The sequence below is a fragment of the Nigerium sp. genome, from assembly GCF_039811905.1.
Classification (GTDB): Bacteria; Actinomycetota; Actinomycetes; order Propionibacteriales; family Propionibacteriaceae; genus Propioniciclava.
In genome coordinates this window covers 1-12,360 of record NZ_JBDHZL010000078.1, presented here as the reverse complement: position 1 = coordinate 12,360, position 12,360 = coordinate 1, and the positions used below count along the sequence as shown (strand labels likewise).

Below are 12,360 nucleotides of genomic sequence, written 5' to 3'. Positions count from 1 at the left end.
AGCGAACTCGCGGACGCCCTCGCGCGGGGCCAAGGCGTCCTGTGCCGGCGGGAACACCCCGACCTACACCGTCATCTCGACCACTGCTTGCGCACGGGGCAACTGGTCCGGCTCCTGCGTGGGGCGTACTGCCGCCCCGAGGAGTCGGAGGCGTTCGGCGTCCGGGCGCGGGCGGTGCGGGCGGCCGATCCGGCAGCGGTGCTGACGGGCGCGACGGCCGCGCGGCTGCACGGGTGGGAGGAGGTGCCCGAGCCGACCACGATCACCGCGGCGTCGCGCGTCTTGCAATCGAGGGAGGGGTTTCGTTTTACGCAGCGGCGCGTCCCGCCGAGGCTGGTTCGGACAGTCGACGGCGTCCCGATCACGTCCCGCGCCCTGACGGCGCTCGATCTCGTCGACATGGTCGGCGCGGGCGTCCTCGACGACGCGCTCCGGCGGGGCGTGACGCTGGACGAGTTGTGGCAGGCTCTCCACCTCGCCGGGCCCCGTCGCGGGGACGCCCTCCGCCGACGGCTGTTGGAGGAGTCGCGCACGGAGCCCTGGTCGGAGGCCGAGCGGTCGGCACACCGGCTGATGGAGCGGGTCAGGGAGACATGGCCGCGACAAGCGAGGACGCCGCTGGTCTGGCGGGCGAACAGGCGCGTCTTCGATCGAGACGGGGTGTTGGTCGCGATCTGCGACATCGCGCTGGAGCCCTGTCGGGTCGACATCGAAATCGACGGGGACGCCTATCACGCCAGCACGTCGGCCCGCGCCCGCGACCGAACCCGGGATCGCCGCTTGGCCATGCTGGGTTGGCGCGTGGCGCGATTCGGGGCCGGCGAGATCCGGCGGCAGCCGGACGCCTTCGTCGCCGCGGTGCTCACCCTCGCCCGCCCCCGGGAGCGCTCCGGCGGTTCGCCAGGGGCCGGCCGGGCGCCGCCACCCTGACTGGCTTGTTCTCGTCGCCGACCCGTGAGCGGGCGTCCGCTCGGGGCCTCGCTTTGAGAACGAGCCAGTCAGGGTCCGGCCCCGGGGGAAGGCCGACGCGCGCGCGGCGTCCTATCGCCGGCGCGGCGTCCTACCGACCGGTGCCGGCGTAGACGACGGCCTCGCCGCTGGCGTCCAGGCCGAAGGCGGTGTGCACGGCGCGGACGGCCCGATCGATGTCGTCGATCGGCACGACCACCGAGATGCGGATCTCCGAGGTCGAGATCATCGAGATGTTGATGCCGGCCTCGGCGAGCGCGGTGAACGTGTGCGCGGAGACACCCGGATGCGAGCGCATGCCCACGCCGATGACCGACACCTTGCCGATCTTGTCGTTGTAGGTCGCCTGGGCGAAGCCGATCTCGTCCTGCACGGCGGCAAGGGCGGCCATCGCCTTCGGGCCGTCGTTCTGCGGGAGGGTGAACGAGATGGCGGTCGTATTGTCCTGCACCGACGCGTTCTGGACGATCATGTCGATGTTGATGCCCGCCCGGGCGACGGCCTCGAAGATGCGCGAGGCGTTCCCGATCTTGTCGGGGACGCCGGCCACGGTGATCTTGGCCTCGGTCCGGTCGTGGGCGATGCCCGTGATCAGAGCGGCTTCGGCTTCCATACGCTTCCCTTCGTCAAGGTCCTTCACCCAGGTTCCCGGCTTGTCGGAGAACGACGACCGCACGTGCACATCGACGTGCTCGCGTCGGGCGTACTCGACGCAGCGCAGGTGCAGGATCTTCGCCCCGTTCGCCGCCATCTCGAGCATCTCGTCGTAGCTGATCTCCGGGATGCGCTGCGCCCCCGGCACGATCCGCGGGTCGGCGGTGAACACGCCGTCCACGTCGGAGTAAATCTCGCAGAAGGACGCCCCCAGCGCGGCCGCCAGCGCGACGGCCGTGGTGTCGGACGCCCCGCGGCCGAGCGTCGTCACGTCCTTCGTCGTCTGGGAGACGCCCTGGAAACCGGCCACGATGACGACGTCGCCATCGCCCAACGCGCTCTCGATGCGCCCGGGCGTGATGTCGATGATGCGCGCGTCACCGTGCGATTCGGTCGTGAGGACGCCCGCCTGCGAGCCGGTGAACGAGCGGGCCGTGTGCCCGAGGTCGTTGATCGCCATGGCGAGGAGGGCCGCCGACATCCGCTCCCCCGCCGTCAGCAGCATGTCCAGCTCGCGCGGGCGCGGGTTGGGCGACACGCGCTGGGCGAGGTCGAGCAGTTCGTCGGTCGTGTCGCCCATCGCGGACACGATCACGCAGACGTCGTGCCCCTGCTCGTGGGTGGCGACGATGCGCCGCGCGACCCGCTTGATACTCTCGGCGTCCGCCACCGACGAGCCGCCGAACTTCTGCACGATCCGCAACGCCCTCATCCTTCCGTCTGAACCCTGGACTACTCTGCCATGACCGGCCCCGATCATTCCTCCGGACCGGCGAGCGATCAGCCTAGGATGTCGCGCATGAGCATGGATCCGGTGCCCCGGCGCATCTCCGACGGCGATCGCGACGCCGCGGTCGAGATGCTGCGCGAGCACTTCGAACTGGGCCGCCTCGACGAGAGCGAGTTCTCCGACCGTATGCAGTCGGCCCTGGCGGCACGCACGATGCAGGACCTGACGCCCCTTTTTAGCGACCTCCCCGACCCGCGCCCCGACGAGACGGGCGGCTCTTCTCCCGCGTCGTACTCGCGGCCGCCGGCGGGCAACCGGCTGCCCGATCGGAAGGATCGGTCGGGCGGCGTCCAGCCCCGCGGCACCGACTATCTCGCCATCGCCCAGGGCATCGTCTGGCCGGTCGCCATCTTCTTGATGATCTTCACCCGCGGCGGTGGCTGGTACTGGATCCTGGCGGCGATCGTCGTGTCCGTCATCATCAACCAGGTCCGCGCGGGCCGCGACCGGAGGCAGCCGCCGCCCTACTGATGGTGCCTCGGATCGTGGGTCACGCGGGGCGTCGACCCGCACATACCGTCGTCGTTGAACAAATGCTGGCAAGCCATTGAAGCCCCCCGACGGCCCGGCTAGAGTCCGCGCCATGTCAGCCCTCGCATCCGTGCGGCGCACCCCGATGAGGCATCGGGGTGTCCCTGGCTACGCCTGTTGCTAGCGACGCGCATGCGTGCGCACCCCTCACACCGGCTCGTCGACCGAGCTCGACGACACTGCGCCGGCGTCCCCGGCCCCGCGCACGCCCATCGCGCACCTACCCCTATCGAACGATGCGAGCACCCCGCTGATGAGAACGAACCGCCTCAGAGAGACACCGATGACTGAAGTTCCCCCGATCTTTCGCCCGCCGCGCGACGAGGACTTCCTCGACGCCGCGGTCGCCGCCGCGCGCTTCATCGACTCGCGCAAGATCACCGGCGAGCACGGGGTCTACTGGTCCCTCGACGACGCGCGATCGACCAAACCCGACTACTACGACGACCTGAGCTTCTACTCGGGCAGCGCTGGCATCGCACACTTCCTGCTGGAGCTGGCCGCCGCGACCGGGCAGGACGCCTACCTCGACGATGCCGTCGCCGCCGCCCACTACATGCAGTGGCGCTGGGAGAATCGACGACCGCTCGCCCGCAATTTCTCACCCTGGGCGTTCACCACGGGTTACTCCGGGGTCGCGCACACCCTCCTGGAAGTCTTCCGCGTCACGGGCGAGGAAGGCCTGGTTCGCACGATCCACGAGATCGTCGAGGCGGCCATCGACGACGCGCAGCAGGTCGGCGAGGGGTACGGCTGGAGCACGTACCACGGCATCGTCGGCGACGCGGGCACGATCCTGACGATCCTGGAGATGGCCGAGGCGTTCGAGGTCGCCCGGTGGAGGGATTTCGCCGTCCAGGCGACCCGCGCCTACTTCGGCCGGTTCCGTCGAGACCGCCTCGGCAACCTCGTCTACAACGGGGTCGACCCGGCCTACTTCGGCGCGCAGGACGACTACATCGACCCCAACTTCCCGATGGGCGCGGCCGGGATCTCGTTCCTTCTACTCCGCGTCTATGAGGTGAGCGGAGATCAGCGATTCCGGGACGCCGCGCTCGGCGTCCCGGCCTTTCTGCAGGACATCGCGATCACGACACCGGACGGAGCCGCCGCGCTGACCCCACACGGCATCCCCGACCGGGGCGACCTGTATTACCTCGGCTACTGCCACGGGCCGGTCGGCACGGCGCGGCTCTTTCATCAACTGCACACGATGACCGGAGAGCCGGTCTATCGCGATTGGGAATACCGGTTCGCCGCCGGGATCCTCGCGGCCGGGGCACCCGAGCGTCACAGCGACGGTTACTGGAACACGCACAATCTGTGTTGCGGAACCGCCGGCTTCGTCACGCTGTACCTGGGGATCTGGGCGGCCTACGGCGACCGGGACTACCTCGGGGAGGCTGAGAACGCCGGTCGTCATCTCCTCCATTGGCAACGCGACGAGCGCTGGTACATCGCCCTCGACCGGGTCACCCCCGAGAAGGTCAGTTCCCCCATCGGCATGTACGACGGCGCCGCCGGCATCGGCTGGGTGCTGCTGCAGCTCTACCTGGCCAAGACGGATCAGTTCTCCGTTCAGCGGACCATCGACGACCCCTATCCCTCCACGGCGCTGACTCGCTCAGCCCGGACCGACCAGCCTGAATAGGCCCAGAAGGACTCACGTGACCTATCCCACCACCACCAGCGAATCGGAGCCGAGAACCTACCTCGGGGTCTTCGGCTCATCCCTCCCGCTCCTGACCATGATCGGCGGAATGATCATCCTGGTCGCCGTCGGCCAGGGCGGCACGAAAGGCTTCTGGGTCGCGGGCTACGCGACGCTGGTCGTCAGCTTCCTGATCTTCCGCGACAAGGACGTCTTTCAGAAGGCCCTGATCGAGGGCATTCGCGACAACGTCTTCGCTTACATGATCGCCTGCTTCCTCCTCGCCGGCGTCCTCGCGAAGATCCTGACCTTCTCGCACCTCGTCGACTCCCTGTTGTATTTCATGGACCGGCTCAACGTGCCCGTCGGACTCATCCCGCTGGTGTGTTTCCTGATCACCGTCGTCCTCTCGGTTTCCACGGGAAGCGCGGCAGCCGCGATCAATACGGCGGGGCCCGTCATGGTTCCGCTGGGAGTGGCGGTGGGAGTCGACCCTGGCCTGCTCTGCGGCGCCCTGCTCTCCGGAGCGGTGTTCGGCGACAATCTCGCCCCCATCTCGGACACCACGATCGCGTCGTCGCTCACGCAGGAGGCTGAGGTGTCCGAGGTGGTGCGTTCGCGCTTCAAGTACGCCATCATCGCGGGGGTCGCCTCCGCGGTCCTGTTCGTCGCCTTCGGCTTCCTCATGCCGGTCGGCGGCGGCCAAGAGTCGGCGGCCCTCGACGCCACCTATGTCTCGAGCATCGCCTTCCTCGTCGTCCCGGTCCTCGTGTTGGTTCTCATGCTGCGCGGCGCCGGCCTTTTCACGTCGCTATTGGTGAGCGAGATCGTGGGCCTCGTCATGCTGTTCGCGTTCGGCTACCTCGACTTCACGTCGCTGGTCTCCCCGAAGGACGGCCTCGTGGTCACCGCGTTCGAGGGCATGCTCAGTTCGATCGTGTTCATTTTGTTCATCTTCGTCATGGTCAGCCTGATCAGGCATTCCGGATTTCTCGATTACGTCCTGCGCTTTCTGCAGACCAAGGCCAAGAGCGCCCAAAGCGCCGAAGTGGTCTCCGGGGCCATGGTCACCGTCATGTCCGTCGCGATCAGCAGTGGGACCACGGCCATCGCCTTCTGCGGCCCCATCGTCAACAAGATCGCCCGGCCCTTCCGGCTGGATCGTGCGCGAAGCGCCAACATTCTGGACGGCCTCGGCTGCGGCACCGGCTACCTGGTGCCCACCAACCCCGGCTGCCTCAACCTCGCCGCGGTCGCGGTGGCATCGGGCGCCGTCGCGGAAGGGTTCAGCCCGGTCAACTTCGTCGTCTTCAACTTCCACTCGATGGCGCTGTTCGTGGTGTTCTGGTTCGCCATCCTGACCGGGTGGGGACGCACGCTCGAAGACCCGGACGCCGTCCCCGCCCAGGCTCGCTAACCGCCGTGCGGCGCGCCGCGGCGACTCGCGGCGATCCCTGACGCCGCAGGGGCGAGGAACGCTCGGTTCCTCGCCCCTGCGTGGGACGCCGTGGCGCCCGATTGACCGACGTCAGCGGCGCCCCTCGGCGTCCCCCTCGACGCCCTCGATGCGCTCGCCGCCGCGACCCCGGGCCGACTGGCCCTCGATCCCGTCGTCCTCGACGACGATGTGCTCCTTGCGGACCGGCACCGTCACCGTCTCCTCCTCGATCGTCACGTAGCGTCGCAGCCGCGGGCCGCCGCTGCGCGAGCGACCCTCCTCGAAGCCCTCGCCCCGGTCGCGGCCGCGATCCTGCCCCGAGACCCGATCGGCGTCCTGCTGGAGGCGCTGCTCCCGCGGGAGTCCGCCGGCCTCCCGATCCGCGTCATGGCCCAGGACGCCGCTGCGGTCGCGATCGAAGTCGCGATCCCGGTCCCCCAGGTCATCGCGGTCGTCCGCTCGATCGCGGTCGTGGACGCCGCGGTCGCGATCGAGGTCGCGGTCACGGTCGGCGTGGCGGTCGCCGCCCAGCTCCTTGTCTCGGTCGAGATCCCGTTCGCGCTTCTGGTCCCGGGCGCCCTCCAGCAGGCGCTCCCGGTTCGTGTTGCGGCCCTCGACCTCGCGCTCGTCGTCGCGTCCGCCACGGCTCCCGGCGGCACCCGCCGCCAGGCCGCCCGCAGCGCCGGCCGCGCCAACCGCGGCCGCGTCGTTCCGATCGCTCCGGACGCCCGCGTCGTCGCCGCGCCACGCCGCGTCACGCTCCCGGTCGTGCAGATCGTCGCCGTGAACGTCGTCACGGGCCCGGCCATCACCGCGGTCGCGCAGGTCGTCCCGGTCCCGCACACCATCGCGATCCCGGACGTCGGCGCCATGACCGCCCTGCCGCTCGTAGTAGCGGTAGAGCTCGGCCTCGTCCTGTTCGGTCAGGTGGCCGTCCTCATCGATGCTCGGGGCGTCCTTGACCACGTCCTTGCCGTAGGCAACCGTCAGGCGGTCGCCATCGAGGGACGCGCCCTCCAGCGGGACGAAGTTGGTCTTGGTGCCCAGCAAGCCCGTGTTGACGGTGACCCACTGAGGCTGGCCTGACTGATCGGTCGAGGTACACCTGCCCGACGCTCCCGATCTTGTTGCCGTCCTTGCAGAACGCGGTCGCACTTTGCAGGTTGTGAATGTCGTTCTCGGAGAACACGGACGCTCCTTCGTTGGTTCGTTCGCGGCGGCACGAGCCGCCCCTTGACCCATCCCAGACTAGGCAACGAACTGCGTTCCACAAGGCGTTATACACCAACACGGGTGGAGGTCGACACCCCCACAGGTGGGACACCGAGGATCGCAACGGCGCCGTGATCCGTCCCTCAGCAACAGCGGTGACCTCGCGTTGACCCCATCAGATTTCCACCCCTCAGGGTGGAGATATGCGTGGCCGTTTGTGCGTCAGCGAGCCCGGCCCGGGCACGCGGTATACGCAATCGTGACGCGCACGTCCCCATGCCCGGACGCCGCGAGGGGGAAGACCGTCGGCCTTCCCCCTCGTTCAGCGACGACGCCCGCCGGCCCCAGGACCGGCGGCCGCCCCCGTCGCGCCGGTCAGCGGTTGGGATCCGCGTTGCGGTCGCGCAGCACGTCACCCTCGCCGCGGAAGCGGTCCCCGGTGGCGGCGTCCGTCGCGTCGCGATCGTGGCCGGCCACCGCACGATCTGCGTCCTCAACCCGGTCGCCCTTGCCCGAGCGGCCGGCGACGTTCGCGTCGGCGTCCCCTTCGATGTCGGCGTGCTCCTTGCGGACCGTCCCGCTCACCGTCTCCTGCTCGGTGACGGTCTCCTTGCCGACGCGGACCTTCTCGACGTCGACGGTCTCCTTGTCGACCACCGGGCGCTCTTCGCGCAGCGTGATGGTCTCGTCCTGGTGGGCGGAGTCGTCGATGCGGCCGGTCGACCGGCCCTCGACCGGCTCGCGCTCGACCACGAGCTTCTCCTTCTGCACCGGGACGGTGACCTGCTCCTCCTCCGTCGTCACGTACTTGCGCAGCCGGACATGGCCGGCCTCCCGCTCCTCCGTTCCGACGTTGAGGCGCTCCTCCGACAAGGTGACCTCAGCGTCGTCCGTGGTGCGCCCGCGGTCGCGGTCGTGCCCGGCGACGTCGGCGTCCCGCGTGCGGTCGCGGTCGGCATCCCGGTCACGGGCGGCAGTGTCGGCTAGGCCGGCCGTCCCAGCGGCGCCGGCGACGTCGGCGTCCCGCGTGCGGTCGCGATCGCGATCACCGAGGCGGTCGTCGCCCGACCGGACATCGGTGCCGTAGTCGCGCTGGTAGTAGCGGTAGAGCTCCTGCTCCTCCTGCGGGCTCAGGTGGCCGTCCTCGTCGATCTTCGGAGCGTCGGTCACGACATCCTTGCCGTAGCCCAGGTTCAGCCGATCACCCTCGAGCGAGGCCCCGTCGAGCGGTGCGAAGCTGGTCTTCGTCCCGAACAGGCCGGTGTTTACCGTCACCCACTCAGGCTGGCCCGAGTTGTCGTCGAGGTACACCTCGCCGACCGAGCCGATCTTGTTGCCGTCCTTGCAGTAGGCGGTGGCGCCCTGAAGCTTCGCGATGTCGTTCTCCGAGAACACGGGATCTCCTCACGTTCGTTACGTCGTCTGCACGTGTCCTGACGCGCAGCAGCGGCCTCTCAACGGGCCGTCAACACCGACCAAGCTAGCCTTCGTTAGCTTTGTGACAAGGGCTTATAGCAGTCCGAGAATCTTGTCGCCACGCCCCTGACGGCACAGATGGAATCGTCACCCGGCGTTGACCCGCGGCTCAGGCTGACCCGAGACATCGCGGTGACCTTATTGAGAAGACCTCACTTGGGGTGAGCATGGCGAAGCGGCGGCCCACCCCCTCGGGTGAGGGGATGGGCCGCCGCTTGATCGAACTGTGACCCTCGGACGCCCGCCTCAGACGCGCTCGACGCGGTACGACAGCCCCAGGTCGGGGTCCGTCGTCCAGCCCGCGCTCTCCGCGGCGTCCGCCTCGGTCACCGACGTGGCCAGCACCTCGCGCGCGATCAGGTCGACGTGCGTCCGGACGGCGTCCACGAGCTCCGGATCCTCCGCGCGCCAGCCGACCGTGATGCGGTCGGCGACGTCGAACCCGGACGCCTTCCGCGCCTCCTGCAGCGTCCGGACGACCTCGCGCGCGTAGCCCGCCTTGACCAGCTCGGGCGTGAGCTCGAGGTCGAGCGCGACCGTCTCCCCCTGCTCGTTCACGACCGACCAGCCCTCGCGCGGACGCTCCGAGATCAGCACCTCCTCGGCGCTCACCACGGTGCCCCCGTCGTGGTCGACGGTCGCCTGCCCGGTCTCCGCGAGGGACGCCGCGAGCTGCGCGGCGTCCGCGGCCGCGATGGCGGCCGCGACCTTCGGCGTCTGCTTGCCGAACCGCTTGCCCAGCGCCCGGAAGTTGCCCTTCGCCGAGTAGTCGACCAGGTCGCCCGCCGACGCGAACGACTCCACGGACTCGACGTTCAGCTCGGCCGCGATCTCCCCGATCAGTTCGTCGGTCAGCCGCGCATAGGACGCCGACGGCACGAGCACCCGCCGCAGCGGCTGCCGCGTCTTCACCTTCGCCTCGGCCCGCGCCGAGCGGCCGAGCTCGACGAGGCGGCGGGTCAGGCCCATCGCCTCGTTCAACGTCAGGTCGATCAGGTCGCGCTGCGGCTCCGGCCACGCGGTCAGGTGGACGGACGGGGCGGCGTCCGGCACCGCGGCGACCATCAGGTCCTGCCAGACCCGCTCGGTGACGAACGGCGCCAGGGGCGCCATCAGCCGGGTGAGGACGTCCATCGTCTCGTGCAGCGTCCACAGCGCGGACGCCTCGCCCATCCAGAACCGCCGGCGCGACCGCCGGACGTACCAGTTCGACAGGTCGTCGATGAAGTCCGACAGCAACTGCCCGGTGCGCTGCGTGTCGAAGTTCTCCAGGGCGTCGGTGACCTCGACGACGAGTTCCTCCCGCGCCGAGACGAGCCAGCGGTCGAGCACCGGGCGCTCGGCCACCTGGGGGGCCGAGCCGGTCGGCGTCCACCCGTTCGTGCGCGCGTAGAGGGACAGGAAGCTGACCGAGTTCCAGTAGGTGAGCAGCACCTTCCGGACGGTCTCCTGGATCGTCGTGTGCCCCACCCGCCGGGACGCCCACGGCGACCCGCCGGCGGCCATGAACCACCGGACGGCGTCCGCGCCGTGCTTGTCCATCAGCGGGATCGGCTCGAGGATGTTGCCCAGGTGCTTGCTCATCTTCCGGCCGTCCTCGGCGAGGATGTGACCGAGGCAGAGCACGTTGCGGTAGGCGTTCTCGTCGAACACCAGGGTGTTCACCGCCATGAGCGAGTAGAACCAGCCGCGGGTCTGATCGATCGCCTCGCAGATGAAGTCGGCCGGGAACGCGGACTCGAGCTTCTGCTCGCTGCCCTCCACGTACGGGTAGCCCCACTGCGCGAACGGCATCGAGCCGGAGTCGTACCAGGCGTCGATGACCTCCTTCACGCGGTGCGACGTCTCCCCGCACGTGGGGCAGGGGAAGGTCACGTCGTCCACGAACGGGCGGTGCGGGTCGAGCGCGCTCTGGTCGGTGCCGGTCAGCTCGCTCAGTTCCGCGCGCGAGCCGACACACACCTGGTGGTCGTGGCTGCAGCGCCAGATCGGCAGCGGCGTCCCCCAGTAGCGGGTGCGCGACAGCGCCCAGTCGATGTTGTTGTTCAGCCAGTCGCCGTAGCGGCCGTGCTTGATGTGGTCGGGGTACCAGTTCGTCGCCTCGTTCTCGCGGACGAGCTCGTCTTTCACCTGCGTCGTCCGGATGTACCACGACGGCTGCGCGTAGTAGAGCAGCGCGGTGTCGCACCGCCAGCAGTGCGGGTAGCTGTGCTCATAATCGAGCCGCCGGAACAGCAGGCCGCGGGCGTCCAGGTCGGCGACGAGCGGCTTGTCTGCGCTCTTGAAGAACATGCCTCCGACCTGGCCGACCTCGGGCGCGAACGTGCCGTCGGGACGGATCGGGTTCACCAGCGGCAGCCCGTAGGCGCGGCAGGTGATCATGTCGTCCTCGCCGAAGGCGGGCGCCTGGTGGACGAGGCCCGTGCCGTCCTCCGTCGTGACGTAGTCGGCGAGCAGCACGTAGTGGGTGCCGCCCACGACGTCGGGGAACTCGACCAGGTCGAACGGCGGCTCGTAGTGCCAGCCCTCCATCTCGGCGCCGGTGAAGGACGGCCCGAGCTTCCAGCCGTCACCCAGCACCGTCGCGGCGAGCGGCTCGGCGACGACCAGCGTCTCCTCGCCGTCGGACGCCAGGACGTACGTCACGTCGGGGTGCACGGCGACGGCCGTGTTCGAGACGAGCGTCCAGGGCGTGGTCGTCCAGACGAGCAGGTCGGCCTTGCCGGCGTAGGGGCCGGACGTCAGCGGGAACCGCACGTACACCGACGGGTCGACGACGTCGTGGTAGCCCTGCGCCAGCTCGTGGTCGGACAGCGTCGTGCCGCAGCGCGGGCAGTAGGGGGCGACCCGGTAGTCCTCGACGAGCAGGCCGCGGGAGTGGATCTGCTTGAGGCTCCACCAGACGCTCTCGACGTAGTCGGGGCTCATCGTCCAGTAGGCGTCCTCCATGTTCACCCAGTAGCCCATGCGGCGGGTGAGCTGCGCGAAGGCGTCCACGTGCCGGGTGACGGACTCGCGGCACTTCTCGTTGAACGGTTCGATGCCGTACTTCTCGATGTCGGGCTTGCCGTTGAAGCCCAGCTCGCGCTCGACCGCCAGCTCGACGGGCAGGCCGTGGCAGTCCCAGCCGGCCTTGCGGTCGACGTGGTAGCCGCGCATCGTGCGGAAGCGCGGGAAGACGTCCTTGAACACGCGCGCCTCGATGTGGTGCGTGCCCGGCATGCCGTTGGCGGTGGGCGGGCCCTCGTAGAAGGTCCATTCCCCCTTGCTGCCGTCGCGTTCGAGCGAGCGGGCGAACGTGTCCTGGGTATCCCAGAGTTGCAGGATCTCGTGCTCCATCTGAGGCAGGTTCACCTGCGCGGGCACGGCCCGGTACTGGGGGGAGCGCTCGGATTGGGCGGTCATCGGCTTCCTTCGTCGTCGTTCGGACGAAGGGACGAGGCTCAGCCCCGCGGTACCACCCTTCTTGACCCCGGACGCCTCCCGGCGCCCGCAGTCCACTCACTTCTCGCCGCGGCCGGTTCTAATGAGCGCCTCCTGCTGACGGTGGACGCCGTTCTTCCGGCAGCTCCGGGGTGATGGCCCCATCCATGCCGTGCGGACCCGCCCAGTCTAATGACCCGAGCAAGCCGCGCGAAA

The 12,360-nt window shown here is 69.4% G+C and carries 8 protein-coding genes and 1 pseudogene; 4 read left to right on the top strand and 5 right to left on the bottom strand.

Annotated features, from left to right (window positions below; all coding sequences use genetic code 11):
* A partial coding sequence (locus tag WMJ97_RS11540; RefSeq protein WP_347349144.1) for a DUF559 domain-containing protein occupies positions 1-930 on the top strand: 930 nt, incomplete at its 5' end.
* A 130-nt stretch (positions 931-1,060) separates the two neighbouring features.
* Here WMJ97_RS11540 and WMJ97_RS11535 read toward each other — a convergent pair.
* Complete coding sequence (locus WMJ97_RS11535; protein ID WP_347349143.1) at positions 1,061-2,335, bottom strand: aspartate kinase; 1,275 nt, start codon at positions 2,333-2,335, stop codon at positions 1,061-1,063.
* A gap of 87 nt (positions 2,336-2,422) precedes the next feature.
* On the opposite strand from WMJ97_RS11535, the gene WMJ97_RS11530 reads away from it, so the two are divergent.
* From WMJ97_RS11530 to WMJ97_RS11520, 3 genes are all read left to right on the top strand, one after another.
* Positions 2,423-2,884, top strand: a complete 462-nt coding sequence (locus WMJ97_RS11530) for a DUF1707 domain-containing protein (RefSeq protein ID WP_347349142.1) — start codon at positions 2,423-2,425, stop codon at positions 2,882-2,884.
* A 343-nt stretch (positions 2,885-3,227) separates the two neighbouring features.
* On the top strand, positions 3,228-4,595 hold the full coding sequence (locus tag WMJ97_RS11525; protein WP_347349141.1) for a lanthionine synthetase LanC family protein: 1,368 nt from the start codon (positions 3,228-3,230) through the stop codon (positions 4,593-4,595).
* A gap of 16 nt (positions 4,596-4,611) precedes the next feature.
* Entirely contained in the window at positions 4,612-6,012 is a 1,401-nt protein-coding gene (locus WMJ97_RS11520) for a Na+/H+ antiporter NhaC family protein (protein WP_347349140.1), read from the top strand.
* Between the two features lie 111 nt (positions 6,013-6,123).
* Here WMJ97_RS11520 and WMJ97_RS11515 read toward each other — a convergent pair whose 3' ends face one another.
* The 4 genes and pseudogenes from WMJ97_RS11515 to ileS all read right to left on the bottom strand — a co-directional run bounded on the left by WMJ97_RS11515 (position 6,124) and on the right by ileS (position 12,126).
* Entirely contained in the window at positions 6,124-6,876 is a 753-nt protein-coding gene (locus tag WMJ97_RS11515; protein WP_347349145.1) for a DUF2382 domain-containing protein, read from the bottom strand.
* A 45-nt stretch (positions 6,877-6,921) separates the two neighbouring features.
* Positions 6,922-7,171: pseudogene (locus tag WMJ97_RS11510) on the bottom strand (PRC-barrel domain-containing protein); the annotation flags it as partial.
* Between the two features lie 449 nt (positions 7,172-7,620).
* Entirely contained in the window at positions 7,621-8,640 is a 1,020-nt protein-coding gene (locus tag WMJ97_RS11505; RefSeq protein WP_347349139.1) for a PRC and DUF2382 domain-containing protein, read from the bottom strand.
* A 327-nt stretch (positions 8,641-8,967) separates the two neighbouring features.
* Positions 8,968-12,126, bottom strand: a complete 3,159-nt coding sequence (ileS, locus tag WMJ97_RS11500) for an isoleucine--tRNA ligase (RefSeq protein WP_347349138.1) — start codon at positions 12,124-12,126, stop codon at positions 8,968-8,970.
* Positions 12,127-12,360: the final 234 nt, after the last annotated feature.